21 protein-coding genes and 1 pseudogene are annotated in these 24,824 nt (G+C 71.9%); 8 read left to right on the forward strand and 14 right to left on the reverse strand.

What is annotated here, in order from left to right; translation table 11 throughout:
• Window positions 1–474: 474 nt before the first annotated feature.
• Entirely contained in the window at window positions 475–996 is a 522-nt protein-coding gene (locus ACRAS8_RS22835) for a universal stress protein (RefSeq protein ID WP_438487858.1), read from the forward strand.
• 335 nt (window positions 997–1,331) lie between these two features.
• Here ACRAS8_RS22835 and ACRAS8_RS22840 read toward each other — a convergent pair.
• Window positions 1,332–2,839 (reverse strand): annotated as a pseudogene (locus ACRAS8_RS22840) (glutamine--fructose-6-phosphate aminotransferase); the annotation flags it as partial.
• A 275-nt stretch (window positions 2,840–3,114) separates the two neighbouring features.
• Between ACRAS8_RS22840 and ACRAS8_RS22845 the strand changes: the two are divergent.
• Window positions 3,115–4,713: a beta-N-acetylhexosaminidase gene (locus tag ACRAS8_RS22845; RefSeq protein WP_438487859.1), complete on the forward strand. Its 1,599-nt coding sequence runs from the start codon at window positions 3,115–3,117 to the stop codon at window positions 4,711–4,713.
• Window positions 4,714–4,755: 42 nt separating this feature from the next.
• Here ACRAS8_RS22845 and tgmC read toward each other — a convergent pair whose 3' ends face one another.
• The 5 genes from tgmC to ACRAS8_RS22870 form a co-directional block, all read right to left on the reverse strand.
• Window positions 4,756–5,898 carry an ATP-grasp peptide maturase system methyltransferase gene (gene tgmC, locus ACRAS8_RS22850; protein WP_438487860.1) on the reverse strand — a complete coding sequence of 381 codons (1,143 nt, stop codon included), beginning with the start codon at window positions 5,896–5,898 and terminating at the stop codon, window positions 4,756–4,758.
• Window positions 5,895–6,848, reverse strand: coding sequence for an ATP-grasp ribosomal peptide maturase (gene tgmB / locus ACRAS8_RS22855; RefSeq protein ID WP_438487861.1), 954 nt, complete (start codon window positions 6,846–6,848; stop codon window positions 5,895–5,897). The genes tgmC and tgmB overlap by 4 nt, the downstream gene beginning before the upstream one ends.
• Window positions 6,845–7,156 (reverse strand): putative ATP-grasp-modified RiPP, encoded by a 312-nt coding sequence (gene tgmA, locus ACRAS8_RS22860; RefSeq protein ID WP_438487862.1) that lies wholly within the window; start codon window positions 7,154–7,156, stop codon window positions 6,845–6,847. The genes tgmB and tgmA overlap by 4 nt, the downstream gene beginning before the upstream one ends.
• Window positions 7,157–7,234: 78 nt before the next feature.
• The gene (locus ACRAS8_RS22865; protein WP_438487863.1) at window positions 7,235–7,453 is read right to left on the reverse strand and encodes a hypothetical protein; all 219 of its coding nucleotides are present in this window, start codon (window positions 7,451–7,453) and stop codon (window positions 7,235–7,237) included.
• Window positions 7,450–7,698 carry a hypothetical protein gene (locus tag ACRAS8_RS22870; protein ID WP_438487864.1) on the reverse strand — a complete coding sequence of 83 codons (249 nt, stop codon included), beginning with the start codon at window positions 7,696–7,698 and terminating at the stop codon, window positions 7,450–7,452. The genes ACRAS8_RS22865 and ACRAS8_RS22870 overlap by 4 nt, the downstream gene beginning before the upstream one ends.
• A 245-nt stretch (window positions 7,699–7,943) precedes the next feature.
• On the opposite strand from ACRAS8_RS22870, the gene ACRAS8_RS22875 reads away from it, so the two are divergent.
• Together ACRAS8_RS22875 and ACRAS8_RS22880 are read left to right on the forward strand one after the other, a co-directional pair.
• A complete protein-coding gene (locus tag ACRAS8_RS22875) occupies window positions 7,944–9,284 on the forward strand; it encodes a hypothetical protein (RefSeq protein ID WP_438487865.1) in 1,341 nt (446 codons plus the stop codon).
• Between the two features lie 35 nt (window positions 9,285–9,319).
• On the forward strand, window positions 9,320–9,793 hold the full coding sequence (locus ACRAS8_RS22880) for a hypothetical protein (RefSeq protein ID WP_438487866.1): 474 nt from the start codon (window positions 9,320–9,322) through the stop codon (window positions 9,791–9,793).
• Window positions 9,794–9,875: 82 nt separating this feature from the next.
• On the opposite strand, the gene ACRAS8_RS22885 is transcribed toward ACRAS8_RS22880, so the two are convergent.
• The 4 genes from ACRAS8_RS22885 to ACRAS8_RS22900 are packed head-to-tail and all read right to left on the reverse strand — an operon-like array spanning window position 9,876 to window position 15,707.
• Complete coding sequence (locus tag ACRAS8_RS22885) at window positions 9,876–11,030, reverse strand: acyl-CoA dehydrogenase family protein (protein ID WP_438487867.1); 1,155 nt, start codon at window positions 11,028–11,030, stop codon at window positions 9,876–9,878.
• 2 nt (window positions 11,031–11,032) lie between these two features.
• Window positions 11,033–12,019 (reverse strand): hydroxymethylglutaryl-CoA lyase, encoded by a 987-nt coding sequence (locus ACRAS8_RS22890; RefSeq protein WP_438487868.1) that lies wholly within the window; start codon window positions 12,017–12,019, stop codon window positions 11,033–11,035.
• Window positions 12,016–14,055 carry a biotin carboxylase N-terminal domain-containing protein gene (locus ACRAS8_RS22895; protein ID WP_438487869.1) on the reverse strand — a complete coding sequence of 680 codons (2,040 nt, stop codon included), beginning with the start codon at window positions 14,053–14,055 and terminating at the stop codon, window positions 12,016–12,018. The genes ACRAS8_RS22890 and ACRAS8_RS22895 overlap by 4 nt, the downstream gene beginning before the upstream one ends.
• A 20-nt stretch (window positions 14,056–14,075) precedes the next feature.
• Entirely contained in the window at window positions 14,076–15,707 is a 1,632-nt protein-coding gene (locus ACRAS8_RS22900) for a carboxyl transferase domain-containing protein (RefSeq protein WP_438487870.1), read from the reverse strand.
• A gap of 130 nt (window positions 15,708–15,837) precedes the next feature.
• On the opposite strand from ACRAS8_RS22900, the gene ACRAS8_RS22905 reads away from it, so the two are divergent.
• The 3 genes from ACRAS8_RS22905 to ACRAS8_RS22915 all read left to right on the forward strand — a co-directional run bounded on the left by ACRAS8_RS22905 (window position 15,838) and on the right by ACRAS8_RS22915 (window position 18,799).
• Window positions 15,838–16,473, forward strand: a complete 636-nt coding sequence (locus tag ACRAS8_RS22905; protein ID WP_438487871.1) for an SACE_7040 family transcriptional regulator — start codon at window positions 15,838–15,840, stop codon at window positions 16,471–16,473.
• 194 nt (window positions 16,474–16,667) lie between these two features.
• Window positions 16,668–17,825, forward strand: coding sequence for an acyl-CoA dehydrogenase family protein (locus ACRAS8_RS22910; protein WP_438487872.1), 1,158 nt, complete (start codon window positions 16,668–16,670; stop codon window positions 17,823–17,825).
• Window positions 17,826–17,884: 59 nt separating this feature from the next.
• Window positions 17,885–18,799, forward strand: coding sequence for an acyl-CoA thioesterase (locus tag ACRAS8_RS22915; protein ID WP_438487873.1), 915 nt, complete (start codon window positions 17,885–17,887; stop codon window positions 18,797–18,799).
• 270 nt (window positions 18,800–19,069) lie between these two features.
• Here the strand turns inward: ACRAS8_RS22915 and ACRAS8_RS22920 are convergent, their stop codons facing one another.
• On the reverse strand, window positions 19,070–19,861 hold the full coding sequence (locus tag ACRAS8_RS22920) for a phosphatase (protein ID WP_438487874.1): 792 nt from the start codon (window positions 19,859–19,861) through the stop codon (window positions 19,070–19,072).
• Window positions 19,862–20,075: 214 nt separating this feature from the next.
• On the opposite strand from ACRAS8_RS22920, the gene speB reads away from it, so the two are divergent.
• Window positions 20,076–21,047 (forward strand): agmatinase, encoded by a 972-nt coding sequence (speB, locus tag ACRAS8_RS22925; protein WP_438487875.1) that lies wholly within the window; start codon window positions 20,076–20,078, stop codon window positions 21,045–21,047.
• A gap of 120 nt (window positions 21,048–21,167) precedes the next feature.
• On the opposite strand, the gene ACRAS8_RS22930 is transcribed toward speB, so the two are convergent.
• Genes ACRAS8_RS22930 through ACRAS8_RS22940 form a run of 3 tightly spaced genes read right to left on the reverse strand, consistent with a single transcriptional unit; the run spans window position 21,168 to window position 24,821 of the window.
• A complete protein-coding gene (locus ACRAS8_RS22930) occupies window positions 21,168–21,842 on the reverse strand; it encodes a TetR/AcrR family transcriptional regulator (RefSeq protein ID WP_438487876.1) in 675 nt (224 codons plus the stop codon).
• Window positions 21,839–24,082, reverse strand: a complete 2,244-nt coding sequence (locus ACRAS8_RS22935; RefSeq protein WP_438487877.1) for a YhgE/Pip family protein — start codon at window positions 24,080–24,082, stop codon at window positions 21,839–21,841. Before ACRAS8_RS22935 ends, ACRAS8_RS22930 begins: the two co-directional genes overlap by 4 nt.
• On the reverse strand, window positions 24,054–24,821 hold the full coding sequence (locus tag ACRAS8_RS22940; protein ID WP_438487878.1) for an ATP-binding cassette domain-containing protein: 768 nt from the start codon (window positions 24,819–24,821) through the stop codon (window positions 24,054–24,056). Before ACRAS8_RS22940 ends, ACRAS8_RS22935 begins: the two co-directional genes overlap by 29 nt.
• Window positions 24,822–24,824 lie beyond the last annotated feature (3 nt).

A 24,824-nucleotide genomic window follows, 5' to 3' on the forward strand; every position in this document is an offset into this window, starting at 1 on the left:
CGGGCCCGCCCGGCGCTCGCGGAGCCGGCCGACGGTGCGCGGCCGGACGCGTCCGGGGGTACGGCGCGGCTCACCGGGTCGGGTGATCTACGGTGCGGCGCCGGCGCGGTGGGGATCACCCCGGACGGGCAGCCGCCGCAACGCCGTCGGCGATCACGGGGGCCACCGGGGGTACGTACGGGGGCAGGACGGGGCATTGCCATCCGCGCCACGCTCCGGCATGCTCCGGGGAACGCTTGCGGCCCCGGACCGTCCTGTGCGGGTGCCCGATGGCCCGTGGGCGTTCTGGGCAGTGGAGGAGTAGCGCCGTACTCTTGGGGTATCGGCTTGGAAAGATGATTCCCAGTCGTATCGTTCCTCTTTGAACTATGGCTCCCGCTCCTTGATCGAGCCGCCCAGGTCAACTGCCGGATCAAGTCAATCGCCGTTCCCCGTTCGCCCCTCCGCAAAGAGGACGTTCTCGCCGAGACACCCATGGCCGGTCACGAATCCCCCGAACCAGCGGACCGCAAGCAGGTCGCCGATCCGACGGCGGACCTCGAAGCGGCGGAACAGAAGCGCCACTCCTGCGATCCCGCCTTCCGGCACGGCGTCGTCGTCGGCTTCGACGGCTCCATGTCGAGCGAACGCGCATTGGCGTATGCAATCGGTATGGCGCGGCGCCTGGGCTCCGGCCTGATCCTCGTCCACGTGGCCAACCGGCTGCCGACGACGGTGTGGGCGGGCTGCGAGCCCCCGGTCTTCGTCGACGTCCCCGACCACCGCACCGAGGTGCTCGGGCTGGAGCTCGCCTGCGCCGACCACCTCTCCGAGGTCCCCTGGATCCTCGTCGAGCGCGGCGGCGACATCTGCCACGAGCTGGAGGAGGTCGGCCGCGAGTACGAGGCCGACGCCATCGTGGTCGGCTCCACGCACGGCCTCGTCGGGCGGATCTTCGGCTCGGTGGCCGGCCGGCTGGCGCGCCGCGCCCAGCGCCCGGTCATGGTCATTCCCTGACGCCCGCACCGGCCCCGCCCCCGGCAGAGGCGGACCCGAACTCCCCTGTGCGCGGCCCTCGTTGATCGGCTCTTCTCGCCATGTCCACAGTTGAGGGGGCGTCATGGGGATTGTGGGCAGCGGACGCCCGGTTGCCGCCCGGAGGTTGGCCATGTGCGGGTGACGGGTAGAAAACGGTCACCACGATGTGCCGCCGGCCGGGAAGTGACGGATCCCGGGGCGGTGGCATCCCGCCGGCGTAATGGGCGACGCCGGCGAAGGGGAGGCGCCGGCTCCGCGCGCGTATGGTGGCACGCACGCGGAGCCGGCGCTTGCGGGGATTACCCGTTGGGGGACTACTCCACCGTCACCGACTTGGCCAGGTTGCGGGGCTTGTCGATGTCCCGGCCGAGGGCCAACGCGGTGTGGTAGGCGAGGAGTTGGAGCGGGATGCCCATCAGGATCGGGTCCAGCTCGGGCTCGTTCTTCGGGACGATGATGGTGTCGTCCGCCTTCTCCTGGTCCTGGTGCGCGACAGCCAGGATGCGGCCGCTGCGGGCCTTGATCTCCTCCAGGGCGGCGCGGTTCTTCTCCAGCAGATCGTCGTCCGGCACGATCGCGACCGTCGGCATCGCCGGCTCGATGAGCGCCAGCGGGCCGTGCTTGAGCTCCGAGGCCGGGTACGCCTCCGGCAGCTTGCGCAGGCCCTCGATGATCCGCTTGCCGTCGGCGACCGACAGGTCCCGGATCCGGCCCAGGTGCAGGGCGAGCAGCGCGAAGGAGACCACCATGTTGGTGAAGCACTTGGTGGAGACCACGCAGACCTCGGGTCCTGCGTGCACGTAGATGCCGCCGTCGGTCTCCCGGGCGATCGCCGAGCCGACCACGTTCACCAGGCCCAGGACCCGGGCGCCCTTGCGCTTGAGCTCCTGGACGGCGGCCAGCACGTCGTAGGTCTCACCGGACTGGGAGACGGCGACGTACAGGGTGTCGGGGTCCACGACCGGGTCGCGGTAGCGGAACTCGGAGGCCGGCTCGGCGTCCGAGGGGATGCGGGCCAGCTCCTCGATCATCTGGGCGCCGATCTGGCCGGCGTGGTACGAGGTGCCGCAGCCCAGGATCTTCACCCGGCGCACCGCGCGGGCCTCGCGGGCGTCGAGGTTGAGACCGCCGAGGTGGACGGTGGAGAAGCGGTCGTCGATCCGGCCGCGCAGCGCCCGGTCCACCGCCTCCGCCTGCTCGGAGATCTCCTTGTGCATGTAGGTGTCGTGGCCGCCCAGGTCGTACGACTCGGCCGCGTACTCGACGGTCTCCGGCGTCGCCGTCGTCCGCGAGCCCTCGGTGGTGTACGTGCGGTAGTCGTCGGCCTTGAGGGTGGCCATCTCGCCGTCGTCGAGGGTGACGACCTGGCGGGTGTGCGAGACCAGCGCGGCGACGTCGGAGGAGACGAACATCTCGTGCTCGCCGATGCCCAGGACGACCGGGGAGCCGTTGCGGGCGACCACGATGCGGTCGGCGAAGTCGGCGTGCAGGACGGCGATGCCGTAGGTGCCCTCGATGTGGCGGAGCGCCTCGCGGACCTTCTCCTCCAGCGTGGGGGCGGTGGAGCGGCCGACGAGGTGGGCCAGGACCTCGGTGTCGGTCTCGGAGGCGAAGACCACGCCGTCGGCGGTCAGCCGGGCGCGCAGGTCGGCGGCGTTGTCGATGATGCCGTTGTGGACGACCGCGGACGAGGTGCGGGTGGGCGTTCTCGCGACCTTGCGGGTGTGCCTCGGTGTCGAGGTGCGGGGTGGGCGCCTTCGGTCGTCGCGTGGTGGGGGCGCCCGTCCAGGGTGGCCCAGCGGGTGTGCGCGATGCCGGTGGTGACCCTCTTCTCGTTGGCGTTCATGGGTGCCCGGCCGTCTCCCGGCCGGCTCCGGTCCGTCCCGGCATGTGCAAGAAATCTGCCCGATATCGGGCAGAAATCGCGGATCATGCCGGAAACTGGTCTGCACCTTGACCGGTCCCCGGCCCCGCGGTACGCATGGTCACCGTCCGGTCGCTCCATGCCAGGCGGACCGCGCGCCCGCGCCGGGACGCGCCGCCCGACGCACGCCCCGCGGCACCCGCCGCCGACCCAGCTCGCCGAAGGGACCGTCCATGAGACGACGCAGACTCCTGTTCTCGCTGCTGCTGGTCGCGGCGGCCGGGACGGTGACCACCGCGGCCGTACCGCAGCGGTACGCCGCGGCCGCCGCCCCCGTCCCGCTCGACCGGGTCATCCCGGCGCCCGCCTCCGTCCGCCCGGCCGGCGGCGCCTACACCCTCGGCGAGCGCACCCGGATCCGGGTGCCCGGCAACTCCGGCGAGGCCCGCCGGATCGGCGGCTACCTCGCGGACCTGCTGCGGCCGGCCACCGGCCTCCCGCTGCCGGTCACCACCCGCGGCGGCCCGGACGGCATCGTGCTGCGGCTCGGCGGCCGGGACACCCGCGGCCTCGGCGCGGAGGGCTACCGGCTGACCTCCGGCGGCCGCGCGGTCACCATCAGCGCCGCCGGCCCGGCCGGCCTCTTCCACGGTGTCCAGACCCTCCGCCAGCTGCTGCCGGCCGCCGTCGAGCGGCGCACCCGCCAGTCCGGCCCCTGGCGCGTCGCCGGCGGCACCATCACCGACACCCCGCGCTACGCCTACCGCGGCGCGATGCTGGACGTCTCCCGGCACTTCTTCACCGTCGCGCAGGTCAAGCGCTACATCGACCAGCTCGCCCAGTACAAGATCAACCAGCTGCATCTGCACCTCTCCGACGACCAGGGCTGGCGGATCGCGATCGACTCCTGGCCGCGGCTGGCGACCTACGGCGGCTCCACCCAGGTCGGCGGCGGACCCGGCGGCCACTACACCAAGGACGACTACCGCGAGATCGTCCGCTACGCCGCCGCCCGCTATCTGACCGTCGTCCCCGAGATCGACCTGCCCGGCCACACCAACGCCGCGCTCGCCTCCTACGCCGACCTCAACTGCGACGGCCACGCGCCGCCCCTCTACACCGGCACCAAGGTCGGCTTCAGCTCGCTCTGCGTCCCCAAGAAGATCACCTACGACTTCGTCGACGACGTCGTCCGGGAGATCGCCGCCCTCACCCCCGGCCGCTACCTCCACATCGGCGGCGACGAGGCGCACTCCACCAGCCACGCGGACTACGTCGCCTTCATGGACAGGGTGCAGCCGGTGGTCGCCAAGTACGGCAAGACCGTGATCGGCTGGCACCAGCTGACCGGGGCGCACCCGGCCAGGGGCGCGCTCGCCCAGTACTGGGGCTACGACAGGACGGGCGCGGCGGAGCGCGCACAGGTCGTCGACGCCGCCCGGCACGGCACCGGCCTGATCCTCTCGCCCGCCGACCGTGCCTACCTCGACATGAAGTACGACAAGGACACCCCGCTGGGCCTGGACTGGGCCGGCTATGTGGACGTGCGGCGCGCCTACGACTGGGACCCGGGGCGGTACTTGGAGGGCGTGCCCGCCGCGGCGATCGCCGGCGTCGAGGCACCCCTGTGGTCGGAAACCCTCACGACCTCCGCCGACATCGAATACATGGCCTTCCCCAGACTGCCCGGCATCGCCGAACTGGGCTGGTCCCCGGCCCGTACACACGACTGGTCGTCCTACCGCGAACGACTGGGCGCCCAGGGGGCGCGGTGGGAGGCGCAGGGGGTCCGTTACTACCGGGCGGCGGGGGTGCCTTGGCCGGCGCGGTGACGACGGGGTCGCGGCGGTGGCGAGCCCTGGTGGTCGTCGCGGTCAGCCCTTGGGCCAGGTGACGGTCTGTCCCTCGGAGGTGACGACGACCTCGAATCGTTCGAGTGCGGGCGCACCATCGGCGCGCCAGCGGGCGACGTGTGCCTCCACCGCATCCCAGAGACGGGCCGGTCCACCCTGCCGAACAGTCCAGCCGTCCCCGTACCTGTCCCTGTCCTGGAAAAGGGACGCCCACGCACCGGCGGATACGTCGATGAGGACGTGCTCGGTACGCCCGTTGCGGTCCAGGCTGATGTGCTGCGCCTTGGGAGCGGCGAGCTGGGCGACGAAGCGGGTGTTCCAGTCGTCCAGTATATCCGGCGCGAGTGAGGTGGGATGTGCGTCTCCGTCGTCCAGGTCGGGCAACATCCCGAGCGGTGGGGGGAGTTGGGGTCGGGCGAGCATGAAGGAGATCTGTCCGCCGAGGAATCGTCCGCGAGCTGTACCGTCTTCGCCCACGGTGAGCCGGGCGAGTTCGGACGAGTGCAGCCAGCCGCACAGGGTGGCGAGGATGATCCCGCCGGGCCGGGTCTGCTCGACCCAGGCGTACGGCAGATCGACCACGCCGCACGTGGCGATCAGCCGGTCGTAGGGGGTGCCGTCGGGATCGCCGGTGAGGCCGTCTCCCGTGAGGATGCGGGGGTGGAAGCCAGTGTCACCAAGAGCGATCCGGGCGCGGCCGGCTACGTCCTCGTCGACATCCACGGAGGTCACGTGGTCGTCGCCGAGCCGGTGGCACAGGAGCCCGGTGGAGTAGCCGGTGCCGGTGCCGATCTCCAACACGCGGTGACCGTAGTCCACTTGCAGCTCTTCGAGCATTCGCACCACCAGGCCGGGCATGGTGCTGGATGAGGTGGGGGCGCGGAGGATCTCGCCTCGGATGTCCCGAGGAACGATCGTTCCGGCGATCTGGGTGACGAGCGAGTCGTCGTCGTAGCAGCGCCTCAGCCAGTTCGGGTCATGAGGCATGACCGGTCGCCATGCCGTCGGCGTCGAGCCGGTTACCTGCTCGAAGAAGCCGCCTCGGAGGAATGCGTGGCGGGGTACCGCTTCGACGGCGGCCTGCCATGGTGCGGTGCGAAGGTATCCGCCGGCGGCCAGTTGGTTGGCGAGGGCCATGCGGAGGGCCTTGTCGTCGTCGTTCACGCGGTCTTCCTTTCCAGCAGATCGGCCATGGCCGCGACCATGGGCAAGCCGGTCTCCGGCTCCAGCCACGCCCACTGCCCGGACGGGTTGCACTCCAGGAACCACCATTGGCCTTCGCGATCCACGGCGAAGTCGAAAGCGCCGAAGACGAGCCGGAAGTGGGAGAGGTAGGTGCGCAGGGACGTGGTGATGCCCGGGGGCGGAGCTACGACCGAGTAGGCGAGCCGGCTGTAGTCGGTGCGCCAGTCCAACAGGTCCGAGTCGATGCGCACGGCGAAGATCCGGTCGCCGATGACGGTCACGCGGATGTCGGTGGCCTTGTCGATGCGCTGCTGGAACAGGTGGGCGGTGCCGCTGACGGCGTCGTGGATCTCGTCTGTTGTGACTTCGGCGACCTTGACCGTGCAGGAAACGCCATTGTCGTCGCGGTAGAGGGGTGCGGAGAGTGGTTTGTAGATCACCCGCCTGTGCCGCTGGATGAAGCTTTTGGCCGCGTCGGGGGTCGAGGTGATCAGGGTGGGCGGGAGGTGGAACCCGGCTGCCGCGGCGGCGGCCAGACCGGACGGTTTGAACTCCGCGTCGCCGATGCGGTGGGGGTGGTTGACGTACAGGCAGCCGGGCAGGGCGGCGAGGACGCCACCGATCCCGTAGCGGGCCTGGGTGACGGCGAACCGCGCGGTCTGCTCGTCCAGGTGCGGGAAGGCGAAGCCGGAGGGGCGGCGGTAGTACAGCGATCGCACGCGCCCGAGGTCGGCGGTGCGCGACGGTGTGGTCAGGGTGCCTGTGAGGCCGTCGCTGGTGAGGGTGGCCGCGACCGACAGGGTGGCGGGGAAGTCCCCGGAGTCGAACCGCACGACCGGGACGCCCCGGCCGTGCAGCTCGTCGATCACCAGGTCGGTTGTGGGATCGTCCAGGTTGGTGACGACCAGAACCGGTGCCGGGTGCGTCACTGGTCGCCGTCGTTCCCGGTGTCCTGGTCACCGCCACCGGCACCACCGGGGCCCGAACCGTCGGACGGATTGCCGGTGTTGGTGGGTGGATTGGTGCCGGTGCTCGTCCCGTGCCCCGGCATCATCATCGGCCGCCCGGCGGCGTCGAAGTAGCGGCCGGTCTGGGTGACGGGGTCGAGTTCGACACGGGCGTAGCCTGGGGCGAACGCCGGGTACGGAGCCATGCTGCGCAGGCCCCACGGGGCGGGTGTGACATGACCGGACGGGAGCGGCGTCCCGGTCGGGAGCCGGTCGGAATGAGCGAACATGCGATTCCCTTCGTAGGCTTGCGAACAGGCGTCAGACTGAATCCGAGGACGTCGTCCTCGGTGCGGCGTGGCGGCCGTTCACGGCCGGGTCCACTCGCCGCGGCGGGCGACCACCGGGTACGACACGAGGTCGCTCCGGCCGACGCGTAGATGCCCCCGGCCGGCAGCGCCGTACAACGGGCGCAGCAGCCAGACCGGTTGCCGGGTCTTCAGGCCGGCGATGTCCGTGCACATCCACTTCGTGCCGGTCATGACCGCGACGACGAGATCGCCGACCTCGGGATGCGGACCGTTCACCGTGTCGCCACCTCGGTGAGCGCGGCCTCGATTTCCTCATCGGCCGCCGCGCGCAACGCGCCCGGCTCGGCCTGCCACGCCGGGGCGGACCCGACGAGCGGCACCACCAGAATGCAGACGCAGCCCGGGCAGCTAGCCAGGTATGCCTCCGGATTCGCCACTCTGCCGACGACGTCGTAGACGACGGTGCCCGGTGGGTAGGTGACGACGCTCTGCTGGTCCTGAACGGTCCTGTGTGTGGTCATCGCGGCCTCGGTTCGCTCGCGGTGGGCTGGGGAAAGGCGTCAGCCGCCCACACGCCCCGGGGAGAGACCAGCCCTGACTCGGTCGGAATGCCCGCTCTTTGTCGCAAGGATGACCGCGAGGGTGGGTCACTACCGGTGTCGGTGAACTCGGGCGGCTGACATCCAGCCAACCCCCTTACGCGAGGCGGAGTAAGGGGGCACAGTGAGGAGGCGGTTGAACCGGTTGAACGCACCTGGGGTACGTGATGGCAAGCCGATCGAGGACACCGAACACCGCGCTTGCGGCCCTGATGCAGGAAGGACGCATCGAGAACGCGCAACTGGCGCGTGCCGTCAACCGCCTCGGCCAAGAGGCCGGCATGGTCCTTCACTACGACAAGTCCTCCGTCTCGCACTGGCTGAAGGGCTCGAAGCCGAAGCCCGAAGTGCGGCCTGCGATCACCGAGGCGCTGTGCCGGCTCCTCGGCCGAACGGTGACTTCCGCGGAAGCCGGGCTGGGCGGGGCGACGGAACCGCACTCCCCGTCGGACGTGGTATCCGGTTTGATGGAACTCGGGAAGGCAGACATGGATCCCTCACGCCGTGCCGTTCTCAGCGCGGCTCTGTATTCCGCGATGCTGATGGCTCCCGTCTACCAGGATGTCGCCGGCCGGTTGGAGAAGGCGGCTGCCGGGCGAACCACTCGTATCGGGATGAGCGACGTTGCCACCGTCCGCATCATGACGGAGAGGATCGCCGGCATCCTGGATGAACTCGGCGGCGGCCATGCTCGTCCGATGGCCGCTTCGTTCCTCGTGAACTCCGTCGAGCCCTGTCTAAGGGCAGCCGGCACAGGGGAGGTGCAAAAGGCGATGCGCTCGGCCGCAGCCGATCTGGTGTACCTCACCGGCTGGATGGCCATGTACGAACGACGGCAAGGGCTCGGGCAGCGGTACTACGTGAGTGCGCTCCAACTCGCCGGCGAAGGCGAGGACCACATCACCTACTGCCGTACCCTCCGCGGCATGGCGCTGCAAGCGTCCCACCTCCGACACGGTTCCAAGGCACTCGAACTCGCCGACGCCGCCGCCGAGGCAGCACCGGTAGCCGGCCCCCGACTGGTCGCCTTCCTCCGTGGCCAACAGGCCCACGGAGCAGCCATGGTCAAAGACCGCAGGCAGGCGTTCCAGCGACTCCGCGAGACGGAACAGGCGCTGTCCCGCGCGGACGGACGCAATGAGGCCCTGGGCGGCTACGACCGCGCGGCCTACGAGTTCCACGTCGCCCACGTGCTGTGGGAACTTGGCGACCGCCCCGGATCAGTCAAAGCCCTGCGCCGCTCCAATCAAGCCCGGCCCGTCCACGAACGCCAAGGTCGAGTCCACGCCAACGGGCTGCTCGCAGCACGCCTCATGGATATGCGCCACGTTGAAGAAGCCTGTGCGGAGTGGGGTCACTTCTTGGACGACTACGCCACCGTGTCGAGCGCCCGAGGGGACGAGCACTTCGACACCCTGAGGAGCGGACTGCGCCCGTTCGGCAAGCTGCCCGCCGTCCAGGCACTCTCCGGACGGGTTCGAGAGGTGTCCCGCCTGAAAGCGGCGTAGCGGAGAGCCGGCGTCCACCTGTAGGGAGAGCAGCGATGCGGGTAGGGATCACCGGGCACCGCGGACTCGGTCCGGACGTTGAACAGCGAGTGCGGGCCATGCTGGAGGCGGCCGTGAGCGCGTATGACGCGGCGGAGCTCGTCGGGGTCTCCTGTATCGCGGACGGCCCCGACGCCTGGTTCGCCGAGGCCGTGCTCCGGCACGGCGGGCGCCTTGAGGTGATCGTCCCAGCCGGTGAATACCGCGCCGGCCTCCCGGTATGGCACCACGCCACCTACGATGCGCTGCTCGGCCGGGCCGTCCACGTCCACGAAACCGGGCTCGCCGCCTCTGATTCCGGTGCGCACATGGCAGGCTCCGAGATCCTCGTCGGCATCTCGGACGAAGTGCTGGCGGTCTGGGACGGGAAGCCGGCGCGTGGGTACGGAGGTAACGCCGATGTGGTCGCCCACGCCGAGCGGAGCGGTACGCCGGTACGGGTTCTGTGGCCGGAGGGGGCCACCCGCTGACCGGCGGCAAGTACGTTTTCGCTCCCGCGGAGGGTTCGCCCACCGGGCGGGCGAACCCTGGACGGGATGTCGCCGGATGCCGTCAGAACCCCAACTCGCGGGCGATCAGTATCCGTTGGACCTCGCTGGTGCCCTCGCCGATTTCGAGGATCTTGGCGTCGCGCCACATGCGGGCGATGGGGTACTCGTTCATGAAGCCATAGCCGCCGTGGATCTGGGTGCCCTCGCGGGCGTTGTCCACCGCGATCTCGGAGGAGTAGAGCTTGGCGAGGGCGGCCTCCTTCTTGAACGGTTCGCCGTGGACGAGGCGGGAGGCGGCGTCGCGCCAGGCCAGGCGGGCGGTGTGGGCGCGCATCTCCATGTCGGCGAGCTTGAACTGGATGGCCTGGTTGGCGCCGATCGGGCGGCCGAAGGCGTGGCGCTCCCTGGCGTACTTCACCGACTCGTCGACGCAGCCCTGGGCCAGGCCCGTCGCCACCGCGGCGATGGCGATCCGGCCCTCGTCGAGGACGCGCAGGAACTGGGCGTAGCCGCGGCCCTCCTCGCCCAGGAGGTTGGCGGCCGGGACGCGGACGTCGGAGAAGGACAGCTCGCGGGTGTCGGAGGCGTTCCAGCCGACCTTGGAGTACGGGGCGGCGACCGTGAAGCCGGGGGTGCCGGAGGGGACGATGAGCGTGGAGATCAGGGGGGAGCCGTCGGGCTTGCGGCCGGTGACGGCGGTGACCGTCACCAGGCCGGTGAGGTCGGTGCCGGAGTTGGTGATGAAGCACTTGGTGCCGTTGATCACCCAGTGGTCGCCGTCGCGGACGGCGGTGGTGCGGGTGGCGCCGGCGTCCGAGCCGCCGTCCGGCTCGGTGAGGCCGAAGGCGCCGAGCGTCTCGCCGCTGCACAGCTTCGGGAGCCAGGCGCGCTTCTGCTCCTCGGTGCCGTAGCGGTAGAGGGGCATGGCGCCGAGCGAGACCGCGGCCTCCAGGGTGATGGCCACCGAGGAGTCGACCCGGGCCAGCTCCTCCAGAGCGATGCCGAGCGCGAGGTAGTCGCCGCCCATCCCGCCGTACTCCTCGGGGAACGGCAGGCCGAACAGCCCCATCTGGCCCATCTGGCGGACGATGTCGTAGGGGAAGGTGTGCTGCTCGTAGTAGTCGCCGATCTGCGGGGCGACGACGTCGTGTGCGAACGCCTCGACCGTGCGCCGGAGTTCTTCCAGCTCGTCGGGCAGGCGGTGGTCCAGGGACATGGTCACTCCTTGTGGGACTGTGCCGGCGTGCGGGCGCGGACGGTGCGCGAGGGGCTGGGACGGCCCAGGACTCCGGCCAGCCAGACGCTGGTCTCGATCAGCCGTTCCAGGTCGACGCCGGTCTCGATGCCGAGGCCGTGCAGCATCCACACGAGGTCTTCGGTGGCGAGGTTGCCGGTGGCGCTCCTGGCGTACGGGCAGCCGCCCAGGCCGCCCGCCGAGGCGTCGACGGTGGTGACGCCGTGCTGGAGCGCGGCGAAGGTGTTGGCGAGGGCCTGGCCGTAGGTGTCGTGGAAGTGCACGCCGAGCCGGGAGGTGGGGACGCCGGACTCGTTGAGGGCGGCCAGCAGGTGCTGGACCTGGCCGGGGGTGGCCACGCCGATGGTGTCGCCCAGGCTCAGCTCGTCGCAGCCCAGGTCGAGCAGGGCCCGGCAGACCCGGACGACCCGGTCGACCGGCACCGGGCCCTCCCAGGGGTCGCCGAAGCACATGGAGAGGTAGCCGCGGACGTGGAGCTTCTCGTCGCGGGCCCGGTGGACGACCGGTTCGAACATCGCCAGTGCCTCGTCGACGGTGCGGTTGAGGTTGGCCCTGGCGAAGGACTCGGTGGCGCTGCCGATCACCGCGATCCGGCGGGCGCCCAGAGCCAGGGCGCGGTCCAGGCCCCGCTCGTTGGGCACCAGGACGGGCAGGCGCCGCGGGTCCAGGCCGTCCAGCAGCGGGAACAGCCGCTCGGCGTCGGCGAGTTGGGGCACCCACTTGGGGTGGACGAAGCTGGTGGCCTCGATCACCGGCAGGCCGGCCGCGGCCAGTCTGCGGATGAACTCGGCCTTGATCTCGGTGGGGACGACCGCCTGCTCGTTCTGCAGGCCGTCGCGGGGGCCGACCTCGTGGATCCGCACGCGGGTGGGCAGGCCCTCCGCGGGTACCTCCATGGGGAGCCCGGTCACGGGGCGTCCGGTCGCCGGGGTCGCGGTCGGCTCGCTCATGCGGTGGCCTCCTCGTCGCTGCGCGGGGCGGTGCCGTCCGGGGGCGCGGCGTCCTCGTGGGGGGCGACGACGGCCAGCACCTGGTCCATGGCGACCGTGCTGCCGGGGGCGACGTCCAGTTCGGTGACCGTGCCGGCGTGCGGCGCGGAGATCACGTGCTCCATCTTCATCGCCTCCACCACCAGCAGGCCCTGCCCGGCGGCGACCTCGTCGCCGACCGCGACCTTGACGACGGTGACGGTGCCGGGCATCGGGGCGGCGAGGGTGTCCACGCCGTGCCCGCGGGCCGCCGCGCGCAGTGCCTCGGCCACCGGGTCGTGATCGGTGACGTGCCAGGCGTCGCCGTCCCGGCCCAGCCAGTCGCCGCCCCGGTGGAAGGTGTGCCGGACGCCGTCGACGGTGACCCGCACCTCGTCGTCGCTGACCTCGAAGTGGTCGGGGGTGACGCCGGGCCGGACGTCGTACGCCACCGGGTCGTGGCCGGGGACGCGCAGCCAGTGGCGCACCGGGGCGGGCTCGCCGCCGAGCCGGAAGCCGGTGGGGGCGGCGAACGGGTCGCGCCAGCCGCGCTCGTCGGCCGCCGGCTCCAGGGCCGCCTGGCGCACCGCGGCGGCCGCCGCGTAGACCTCGTCCGGCACCGCGGTGTCGACGAGGCCGGCCGCCACCCGCTCGACGAGGCCGGTGTCCAGCTCGCCGGAGACCACGTCCGGGTGGGCCAGCAGCCGGCGCAGGAAGCCGGCGTTGGTGGGCACGCCCAGGGTGACCGTGGCGGCCAGCGCGGCCCGCAGCCTGCGCAGGGCGCTCGCGCGGTCCGGGCCGTGCGCGACGACCTTGGCGAGCATCGGGTCGTAGCGGCTGCCGACCTCGGTGCCCTCGGTGAGGCCGGAGTCGGTGCGGATGCCGTCCCCGGACGCTTCGCGCAGGGTGTGGACCGTGCCGCCGGTCGGCAGGAAGTCGCAGGTCCCCGCCTTGACGGACAGGGTCTCGGCGCAGATACGGGCCTCCACGGCGTGCCCGGTGAAGGTGAGGTCCTCCTGGGCGTAGGGGAGGCGCTCGCCGGCGGCGACCCGCAGCTGCCACTCGACGAGGTCCAGTCCCGTGATGAGCTCGGTGACGGGGTGCTCCACCTGGAGGCGGGTGTTCATCTCCATGAAGCAGTAGCCGGCGGGGTCCTTGCCGGGGACGATGAACTCGACGGTGCCGGCGCCGCGGTAGCCGCAGGAACGGGCCGCCTGGACGGCCGCCGCGCCCATCGCGGCCCGGGTGGCCTCGTCCAGCAGTACCGAGGGGGCCTCCTCGATGATCTTCTGGTGGCGGCGCTGGAGGGAACACTCGCGCTCGCCGAGGTGGAGGACGGTGCCGTGGCCGTCGGCCAGTACCTGAATCTCGATGTGCCGGGGGCGGTCGATCCACCGTTCGACGAGGAGGGTGTCGTCCCCGAAGGACGAGCGGGCCTCGCGGCGGGCGGCGGCGATGCCGTCGGCCAGGCCGGCGGCGTCCCGGATCAGGCGCATGCCCTTGCCGCCGCCGCCCGCCGACGGCTTCAGGAGCACCGGCAGGCCGATCTCCCGGGCCGCGGCGGCCAGTTGGGCGTCGCTCAGGCCGCTGCCGGAGGAGCCGGGGACGACCGGGACGCCGGCCGCGCGGACCGTCTCCTTGGCCCGGATCTTGTCGCCCATCAGCTCGATGGCGTCCGCCGGCGGCCCGATGAACACCAGCCCGGCGTCGGCGCAGGCGCGCGCGAACGCGGCGTTCTCGGCGAGGAAGCCGTAGCCGGGGTGGACGGCCCGGGCGCCGGTGCGGGCGGCGGCGTCCAGCAGCCGCTCGACCGACAGATAGCTCTCGGCGGCCGGGGCCGGGCCGATCCGGACCGCGATGTCGGCCTCGCGGACGTGCCGGGCGTCGGCGTCCGCGTCGCTGAACACCGCGACCGAGCGGATGCCGAGGGCGCGCAGCGTCCGGATGACGCGGACCGCGATCTCCCCGCGGTTGGCGACCAGGACGGTGTCGAACAGGCCGGTGTCGAAGCTGGTCATAGGTCCTCTCACGTCCGTGCTCACATCCGGAAGACGCCGAAGTGCGGTTCGGCCAGGGGCGCGTTGGCGCAGGCGGTCAGCGCCAGGCCCAGCACCTGGCGGGTCTCCAGCGGGTCGATGACGCCGTCGTCCCACAGCCGGGCGGTCGCGTAGTAGGCGTTGCCCTGGGTCTCGTACTGGGCGCGGATCGGGTCCTTGAAGGCGGCCTCGTCCTCGGCGCTCCACTCCTCGCCGCGCGCCTCCAACTGGTCGCGCTTGACGGTGGCGAGGACGGAGGCGGCCTGCTCGCCGCCCATCACCGAGATCTTGGCGTTGGGCCACATCCACAGGAAGCGGGGGGAGTAGGCGCGGCCGCACATCGAGTAGTTGCCCGCGCCGTAGGAACCGCCGATGACGACGGTCAGCTTGGGGACGCGGGTGCAGGCCACGGCCGTGACCATCTTCGCGCCGTGCTTGGCGATGCCGCCCGCCTCGTAGTCGCGGCCGACCATGAAGCCGGAGATGTTCTGCAGGAAGAGCAGGGGGATGCCGCGCTGGTCGCACAGCTCGATGAAGTGGGCGCCCTTCTGGGCGGATTCGGAGAACAGGATGCCGTTGTTGGCGACGATCCCCACCGGGTGCCCGTGGATATGGGCGAAGCCGGTGATCAGGGTGGTGCCGTACTCGGCCTTGAACTCGGCGAAGCGGGAGCCGTCGGTGATCCGGGCGATCACCTCGCGGACGTCGTAGGGCGTGCGGGAGTCCACCGGCACCGCGCCGTAGAGCCCGGCCGGGTCGGCCTTGGGCTCCTCGACGGGACGGACCGCCCAGGGGAGCGGCGGGCGGTCGCCGAGGGTGGCGACGAGGGTGCGGACGATCCGCAGGGCGTGCGCGTCGTCCTCGGCGAGGTGGTCGGTGACGCCGGAGGTGCGGGAGTGCACCTCGCCGCCGCCCAGCTCCTCGGCGCTGACGACCTCGCCGGTGGCGGCCTTCACCAGCGGGGGCCCGCCGAGGAAGATCGTGCCCTGGTTGCGCACGATGACCGCCTCGTCGCTCATCGCCGGGACGTAGGCGCCGCCGGCCGTGCAGGAGCCGAGGACCGCGGCGATCTGCGGGATGCGGGCGGCGGACATCCGCGCCTGGTTGTAGAAGATCCGCCCGAAGTGCTCGCGGTCGGGGAAGACCTCGTCCTGCATCGGCAGGAACGCGCCGCCGGAGTCGACGAGATACAGGCACGGGAGGCGGTTCTCCAGCGCGACCTCCTGGGCGCGCAGGTGCTTCTTGACCGTCATCGGGTAGTACGTGCCGCCCTTGACGGTGGCGTCGTTGGCGACGATCACGGTCTCCCGGCCGCTGACCCGGCCGATACCGGCGATCACCCCGGCGGCCGGCGCGTCCCCGCCGTACATCCCGTCCGCGGCCAGCGGCGCCAGCTCCAGGAACGGGGAGCCGGGGTCCAGCAGGGCGTCGACGCGGTCGCGGGGCAGCAGCTTGCCGCGGGCGGTGTGCCGCGCCCGGGCCTGCTCGCCGCCGCCCAGCCGGGCCGTGGCCAGCTTCTCGCGGAGCTGCCCGGCCAGCTCGCGGTGCGCGGCCTCGTTGGCCCGCCAGGCGTCGGACGCCGGGTCGTCGGTGCCCGCCAGCACCGGTGCCTGCTCGATGGCCTCCATCGCCATGGGCCCCCTCGCTCGGTCGGCTGCCCGCGGAGCGCCGCGGGGCGTACTCCGGGGCCATCCGCGTTAATGGTCGTTAACCTCTTCCCTCTCAGGTTAACGACCACTAACCCGCCTGTCTAGAATCGACCGCATGAGTAACGCGCACGCCCCCGCCCCGACCAGCCGCCGCGAGCAGATCCTCAAGGAGGCCGCCCGGCTCTTCGCGGAGCGCGGCTTCCACGGTGTCGGCGTGGACGAGATAGGGGCGGCCGTGGGCATCTCCGGCCCCGGGCTCTACCGGCACTTCGCCGGCAAGGACGCGATGCTCGCCGAGCTGCTCGTCGGGATCAGCGAGCGGCTGCTGGCCGGCGGCCGGATGCGGGTCGAGGAGGGCGGGGAGAGTCCCGCGGCGGTGCTCGACGCGCTGATCGACGGGCACATCGACTTCGCGCTCGACGACCGGCCCCTGATCACCCTGCACGACCGCGAGCTGGACCGGCTGCGGGAGGCCGACCGCAAGCGGGTCCGCCAGCTCCAGCGGCAGTACGTCGAGCTGTGGGTGGAGGTCGTCCGGCAGGTCCACCCCGCGCCGGCGGAGTCCGAGGTGCGCGCGGCGGTGCACGCGGTCTTCGGGCTGCTGAACTCCACCCCGCACCTGGGCCGCCCCGGCTCGCTGCCGGGCCGCACGGAGATGGCGCGGCTGCTGCACCGGCTGGCGCTGGGCGCGTTCGCGGCGGTGGACACGGACGGGGTGGACGGGAACGGGGGCGGCGGGGGCGGCCGCTGAGGGAGTCGTGTCCGCGCACCGGGCGGGCTGACGGCGGGGCTCCCGCCGGCCGGCAGCGGGCCCGTCCCACGGGCCGGCGGCGGGCCCGTCCCGCCTCTGGACGGTGCCCGTCCCACCTCTGGACAGTGAAGGTGACCGCCCGGTAGCTTTCGCTGAGCAAACGCTTAGTGTGGTGGCTGAAGGGGGCCAAGGGCATGCGCCGGACGGTGTTCAACGAGGATCACGAGGCGTTCCGCGCGACCATACGCGCCTTCGTCGAGGCCGAGGTCGTACCGGTCTACGACGACTGGTACGCCGCCGGCCAGGTGCCCCGCGACTTCTACTACAAGCTCGCCGAACTGGGCGTCTTCGGCATCCGCGTCCCCGAGGAGTACGGCGGCGCCGGCATCGACTCGCACAAGTTCGAGGCCGTGATGTACGAGGAGACCGCCCGCGCCGGCGTCACCTTCGGCGGCTCCGGCGTCCATGTGCTGCTCGGCCTGCCGTACATCGAGATGCTCGCCACCGAGGAGCAGAAGAAGCGCTACCTGCCCAAGTTCGTCTCCGGCGAGGAGATGTGGGCCCTGGCGATGACCGAGCCCGGCACCGGCTCCGACCTCGCCGGCATGAAGACCACCGCCAGGCTGTCGGGAGACGGCACCCACTACGTCCTCAACGGCGCCAAGACCTTCATCACCGGCGGTGTGCATGCCGACCGCGTCATCGTCTGCGCCCGCACGTCCGCGCCGCGCGAGGACGACCGCCGCTTCGGCATCTCCCTCTTCGCCGTCGACACCACCTCCGCCGGCTACTCCGTCGGCCGCAAGCTCGACAAGCTCGGCTTGAAGGTCTCCGACACCGCCGAGCTGGCCTTCGTCGACGTCAAGGTCCCGGTCGAGGACCTGCTCGGCGAGGAGAACAAGGGCTTCTCCTACCTCGGCCGCAACCTCCCCTCCGAGCGCTGGGGCATCGCCTTCGGCGCCTACGCGCAGGCCAAGGCCGCCGTTCGCTTCGCCCAGAGTTACGTCCAGGAGCGCACCGTCTTCGGGAAGACCGTCGCCTCCTTCCAGAACACCAAGTTCGAACTGGCCGCCTGCCAGGCCGAGGTGGACGCCGCCGAGGCGGTCGCCGACCGCGCCCTGGAGGCCCTGGACGCCGGCGAGCTGACCGCCGCCGAGGCCGCCTCCGCCAAGCTCTTCTGCACCGAGGTCGCCCACCGCGTCATCGACCGCTGCCTCCAACTCCACGGCGGCTACGGCTTCATGAACGAGTACCCCATCGCCCGCCTCTACGCCGACAACCGCGTCAACCGCATCTACGGCGGCACCAGCGAGGTCATGAAGTCCATCATCGCCAAGTCCATGGGCCTGTAGGGACGAGGACACACAAGGACCAGGACACGGCACAGACGAGGACGCAAGGGCCCACGCACGTGAACGACGCACTCCGGTCGCTGCTCGCTCTCCTCGCCCTGGAACGGATCGAGCAGGACATCTTCCGCGGCCAGAGCCGCCCCTCCGTCGTGCCCCGGGTCTTCGGCGGCCAGGTCGCCGCCCAGGCCCTGGTCGCGGCCGGCCGCACGGTCCCCGCGGACCGCCCTCCGCACTCGCTCCACGCCTACTTCCTGCGCCCGGGAGACCCCGGCGCGCCCATCGTCTACACCGTCGACCGGATCCGCGACGGCCGGTCCTTCACCACCCGCCGGGTCGTCGCCGTCCAGCACGGCCAGCAGATCTTCCACCTGACCGCGTCATTTCAGGGGTACGAGGAGGAAGCGGGGGCGCTGGAGCACCAGGAGCCGATGCCGGCCGCGCCCGATCCACTGGAACTGCCCACCGCCGCCGAGATGCTGACCCGCCACGCCGAGCGGTACCTCCCGCCGGAGGTCGCCGAGCGGCTGCTGGAGGCCCGGGCCGCGATCGATCTGCGGTACGCCGACGAGCCGCCCTACGCCACCGTCGGCCGGCCGCGCGAACCCCGCTCCCAGGTCTGGTTCCGCACCCAGGGCAAGCTCGACGAGGCCGGCGACGACGCCATCCCCCGCCCCCTCCTCGACATCTGCCTGGTCACCTACGTCTCCGACATGACGCTGCTGGACTCGATCCTGCTGGCGCACGGCCGCGGCGGCTGGGCCGTCGGCGACGTCGTCGGCGCATCCCTGGACCACGCGATGTGGTTCCACCGCCCCCTGCGCGCCGACGAGTGGCTCCTCTACGACCAGGAGTCCCCCACATCCCGCTCCGGCCGCGGCCTCGGCCAGGGCCGCATCTTCACCGCCGACGGCCAACTGGCGGCCACGGTGATCCAGGAGGGGGTTGTGCGGGTGCCGCGGGTGCCGCGGGTGTAGGCGGTGTAGGGGTGTGGTGGGGCTGGCGGGCGGCGCGCGGCGGGTGGCGGGTGTCAGGGGTTTTCAGGGGTGTCCCCGGGGTCGGTCAGGGTTGATCCCTGATGTCATCTGGTGCCGGTCCGTGGAGAGTTGACGGTAGTTCACCGTCCCTCCGGCCCTGTGGCCGGCACCCCGCACCCCGCGCCCTTGGGAGCAGCCCGATGCGTCTCCGCCGTTCAGCTCGCGCGCCGTTCGGTGCTACGCCGACTGGCCGTTGCCGGCGTCACGGCGTCAGAGCAGGTCCGCAGCCGCCAGGAGGTAGTGGGTCAGCGGATCGTAGTGGCGGGGGCTCAGGACGTGGTCGTCGAGGGGGACGGTGACGTGGACGGTGCCCTCGGATTCGGCGAGGAAGAGGGCCGGGTCGTTGCAGTCGGCGAAGCCGATCGTGGGGATGCCGCGCTGGCCCGCGCAGCCGGCCCAGCCGTGGTCGGCCATGACGAGGTCCGGCAGCGGGCGGCCGGCGCGCTCCAGGCCGTCCAGGACCGCGGCCATCGGCTCCGGGGAGTGGGTGTGCCACAGCGTCGCCCCGCGCTCCAGCATCGCCACGTCGCCGAACTGGAAGACCATCCCGTCGTCGGCCCGCAGCCCGTCGGGGACGACCATGATCTCGCAGTCGCGCTCGCGCAGGGCCTGGGCGGTGGCGCGGTGGACGTCCAGCAGGCCGCCCGGGTGGCCGGTGGCGAACAGCACGCGCTGCCGGTCGGCGGCCGCCTTGCGCAGCAGCGCGGCGGCGCGCTCCAGGGCGTCCACCGTCAGCTCCGGGTCGATGGTGTCCTGGCCCTGCCGGTGGTCCGGGTCGTCGTCGACGCCGCAGCGCTCCGCCATCACGGCCAGTACGTCCTGCTCGTCCGTCCAGCGGTCGCCCAGCTCCAGGCCGAACCAGTAGTGGCGGTCACCGTTCGCGAGCCGGCGGTAGTGCAGGAGGTTGTTCTCGCGGGGGGTGGCGACGGCCCCCGCGATCCTGGTCCGGACGAGATGGTCGATGAGTTCGGCACGCGAGGGGGCCACTGCGGCTATCGGCATAGCGACATTGTGCCCGGCCGGCCCCGGCGGGGCGGGGCGGTCCACAGCCCGGACCACCTCCCCGGAGCCCGGATACCTCCTCGGCACCTCGCCGGGCCCACCGCGGCGGGCCCCCGAGCGCGCCGCAGCGCTGGACAGAATGTCGAACGGCGGTGCGGTGAGGGTCGTAAATGTCCATGTGCGGGGTGGTCGGGCGGTCCCTACGCTCGGCGCCATGACCACCGCATCGCACGAGCCCGTGGGCCCCGTCGACTCCTCCCGCATTCCGCGCTACGCCGGGCCCGCGACCTTCGCCCGGCTGCCCCGCCTCGACGAGGTCGGCGGCCGGACCGATGTCGCCGTCGTCGGTGTCCCCTTCGACACCGGCGTCTCCTACCGCCCCGGCGCCCGCTTCGGCGGCAACGCGATCCGTGAGGCGTCACGGCTGCTGCGGCCGTACAACCCGGCGCAGGACGCCTCGCCGTTCGCGCTGGCGCAGGTCGCCGACGCCGGGGACATCGCGGCCAACCCGTTCAACATCAACGAGGCCGTGGAGACCATCGAGGCCGCCGCGGACGACATCCTCGGCACCGGCGCCCGCATGATGACGCTCGGCGGCGACCACACCATCGCGCTGCCGCTGCTGCGGTCCGTCGCCAAGAAGCACGGGCCGGTCGCGCTGCTGCACTTCGACGCGCACCTGGACACCTGGGACACCTACTTCGGCGCCGAGTACACCCACGGCACGCCGTTCCGCCGGGCCGTCGAGGAGGGCATCCTCGACACCTCGGCGCTGTCCCACGTGGGCACGCGCGGCCCGCTGTACGGCAAGAAGGACCTCACCGACGACGAGAAGATGGGCTTCGGCATCGTCACGTCCTCGGACATCTACCGGCGCGGTGCCGACGAGGTCGCCGACCAGCTGCGGCAGCGCATCGGCGACCGGCCGCTGTACATCTCCATCGACATCGACTGCCTGGACCCGGCGCACGCCCCCGGCACCGGCACCCCCGAGGCCGGCGGCATGACCTCCCGCGAACTGCTGGAGATCCTGCGCGGGCTGGCGTCCTGCAACCTGGTCTCCGCGGACGTGGTGGAGGTGGCTCCCGCCTACGACCACGCCGAGATCACGGCGGTGGCCGCCTCGCACACCGCGTACGAGCTGACGACGATCATGTCGCGGCAGATCGCGGACGCCCGGGGCTGACCCGCGCGTACGGCAAAGACCGCCGGCGGGCTCCGATCCTCCGATCCGAGCCCGCCGGCGGTCTTTTCACGTGTCGCGTCCGGGGCACGCCCTCCCGCACACCACTCAACGGCCCCGTGCTCACGCCCCCACCCGTCCCTGCACCAGCTGGGACAGGGCGGCGTGCACCTCCTCGACCGACCGCTGGGGCTGGAACGACTGCCAGTCCAGCGCGGCGACCAGCACCATCCCCAGCAGCGCGGAGGCGGTGAGCGGCACATCGAGTTCGTCGCTCAGCTCCCCGGCGCGCACCGCGTCCCGCAGCACCGACTCCACGACCGCCAGGGCGCGGCCCCGGACGGAGGTGAGGGTGGCGCGCCAGGTGCGGTTGGTGCGCCACAGCTCGGCGACGTAGAGCTGGGTGAGGGCGGGGGAGCCGGCGATGAAGTCCAGGCCGGCGCGGATCATCGCGTCGAGGGCGTCGACCCGGCTGCCGCCGCGGGCCACGGTGTCGTCGGCGGCGGTGCGCAGCGAGCCGGCGAGCAGGTCGACGCCGTCCCGCAGCAGCTCCTCGTAGAGGACGTTCTTGCTGCTGAAGTTGTAGTAGACGGTGCCCTTGGCGACGCCCGCGCGCTCGGCGATCTCCTCGACCGTGGTGGCGGAGAAGCCCTGTTCGGCGATGAGCGTGACGGCGGCGTCGAAGAGCCGGCGGCGGGTCGGGGTGCGGCGGGGAGCCGGCGCGCGGCGCGGGGGCGGCGTACGGCGGGGGGCGGCGCCGGCGATGGCGCCGCCCCCGTTGCCGGAGCGGGTGCTCACAGGCTGAGCTCCGGGTGCAGGTCCTTCATCCGCACGACCTGGCGGCTGCGGGCCGCGAGGGCGGTGAGGGCCAGCGCGCCCACCGTGAAGGCGGCGAGCACCACGCTTCCCTGCCAGACGATGTCCAGGTCGCCGCCGGTGATCAGCCGGCGAAGGCCGTCGACGACGTAACTCATCGGCAGGAACGGGTGGATGGCCGAGAAGAAGCCCGGGCTGGTCTGCACCGGGTAGGTGCCGCCCGCCGACGTCAGCTGGAGCATCAGGATGACCAGCGTCAGCACCCGGCCAGCCGGCCCGAAGAAGGCGCTCAGCAGCTGGATGAAGGCGGTGAAGCAGGCGGTGGCCAGCATCAGGAAGCCGATCGTGGCACCCGCGCGCTCCATCTCCAGGCCCAGCGCCCAGTGCAGTACGGCCATCAGGGCCAGCACCTGGACGACGCCGATGGCGAACGCCGGCAGCCAGGAGCCGAGCGCGATCCGCCAGCCGGGCGCGCCCGCGGCCAGCGCCCGCTTGCCGAGCGGCGCCAGCAGCATGAACGCGACCATCGCGCCGACCCAGAGGGAGAGCGGGATGAAGTACGGGGCGAGGCCGGTGCCGTAGTTGGGCGCCTTGTGCATCGACTTGGCGGCCAGCTTGACCGGGTCGGACATCACGTCGGTGCGGGTGTCCCGGTCCTTCTTGTCGTAGTCCGGGATCTTGGCGACACCGCCGTGCAGCCCGGTGGCCAGCTGGTTGGCGCCGTCCTTGAGCTTGTAGAGACCGCCGCTGAGCTTTTCGGCGCCGTCGTGGGCGGTGCCGAGCTTGTCGTGCAGCTGCCCCATGCCGTTGGCGAGGTCGCCGGCGCCGTTCTGCAGCTTGCCCGCGCCGTTCTCAAGGTCGCCGGCGCCGTTCTGGAGCCGGCCGGCGCCGTTGACGAGGGTGCCGAGACCGCCGGCGAACTGCCCGGCGCCCTGGGCGACCTGGTGCGCACCGGCGTTGAGCTTGTTGAGCTGGGCGAGCTGACCGTCGGCGTTCTTGACGAGGTCCGGCACCTGGTCGGCGACCATCTGCGCGCCCTGGTGCACCTCGCGGAGCTTGGCGCGCAGCTGGCCGAAGTCCGCCTGGGCGATGGCGTTGTCGACCTTCTTCGCCAGGTCGGCCCCGTCGGCGGTGCCGGCCGCGATCCCCTTCAGGCGCGCGCAGTCGGCGTCGGTGTTCCCACCGGTGCACCGCGCCTCGTACAGCGCCTGGGCGTCGTCGGCGCTCTTGCGCGTCTGGGCGGCGGCCTTGGACGAGTTCGCGGGGAGCTTGGACAGGAAGTCGTCCACGTCCTCGGTCACCTTGACGACGAACCGTGCGCCGTCGGCGATCTCCTTGCCGTGCTGCTTGAGGTAGGGCAGGTCCTTCTTGGCGAGGCCGTCGACCTTGTCGACGAGCAGCTGGGTGCCGTCCGCGACCTGGCTCGCGCCCTGGCTGAGCTCCTTGGACTTGGTGGCGGCCTGCGAGACGCCGTTCTGCAGCTTGCCGAGGCCGTTGTTGAGGTCCCCGGCCCCCTTGCCCAGCTTCCCGAGCCCGTTGTCGAGTGCCCCGGCCCCCTTGTCCAGCTTCCCGGCCCCGTCGTTCAACTTCCCCAGCCCATCGGCCAGTTCGCCCGTCTTCTCCTTGGCGGTTCCCAGCCCGTCGTTGACCTTGCCGGCGCCGTCGGCGGCCTTGGCGGTCTCGTCGTGCAGGTCGGAGAACGACACGAAGATCTTGTCGAGGAAGGCCCGGCTGGACTTCGCCGAGGTCTTGGCGCGGATCTCGGAGAACACCGTCTTGGAGATCGAGCCGACGATGTAGTTGTTGGCGTCGTTGGTGTGGACCTGCAGGGCACCGGTCTGCGGGTCGTCGCCGCCGCTGGAGGCGATCCGCTCGCTGAAGTCCTTGGGGACCGTCAGCGACAGGTAGTAGTCGCCCTTCTCCAGGCCCTTGGCGGCGTCGGCGGCGCTGACCTCCTCCCAGTCGAAGGTCTTGCTGTCCTTGACGTTGCGGGCCAGGTCGGCGCCGGCGGTCAGCTTCTTGCCGTTGGCGGTGGCGCCCTGGTCCTCGTTGACGAGCGCGACCGGGATCTTGTCCAGGCGGCTGTAGGGGTCCCAGAAGGAGCAGAGGTAGAGCGCTCCGTACAGCAGCGGGATGAGCATCAGGGCGACCAGGCCCAGCCGGGGGAGCTTGCCCCGGCTGAACCGCCGCAGCTCAAGCGCGGCCAGTCTCGGCGAACGCATGCGCCGCTTCCTCCTCGTGGGTGTCGGGCCGGTGGGTGTCGGGGGTGGTCGCGGGTGCTGCGGCGGTGGAGACGCGCAGGGCGTCCGCCGGCGCGTCGGAGGCGACCGCGACCACGGTGGTGCCGCCCATCGCCAGGTCCCGCAGCATCTGCCAGGCGGCGGCGCGCTCGTCGGAGGAGAGCTTGAGGTCGAGGTCGTCGACGGCCAGCAGGTGCGGCCGGTGCATCACCGCGAGCGCCACCGACAGCCGCAGCGCCTCCAGCCGTTCCAGGTCGCGGACGCAGGTCCGCAGGCCCTTCGGCAGGGTCTCCGGGTCGAGTCCGGCGGCCGCCAGCGCGGCGTCCACCAGCGCCTTGGTGGCCTCCTTGCGGCGGCGGCCGAAGAGGAGCGCGGCGCCCCGGTGGCCCAGGAGGGCCTGTTCCCGGAGGTGTTCGGCGACGGTGAGGGCGGGTTCGAGGTCGGCGATGCCGGGCACGTGCGCGATGGCGGTACGGCCGCGGACCGTCCCCATGCGCTTGGGCAGCGGGAAGCCGGCGACCGTGGCCTGGCCCTCGGCGATCCGCATCCGTCCGGTGAGCGCGAGCAGCAGGCAGGTGCGGCCGGAGCCCGAGGGACCCTGCACCGCGATCAGCGACCCCGGGTCGGCGGTGATGTCGACGCCTCGAAAGGCCCACCCGCGTGGGCCCTTCACTCCTATTCCCCGGGCGTTGACGGCCGCGCCCTGGCGGGTGGTCTCCACAAC

This window comes from Streptomyces sp. S186, from assembly GCF_051603415.1.
GTDB lineage: Bacteria > Actinomycetota > Actinomycetes > Streptomycetales > Streptomycetaceae > Streptomyces.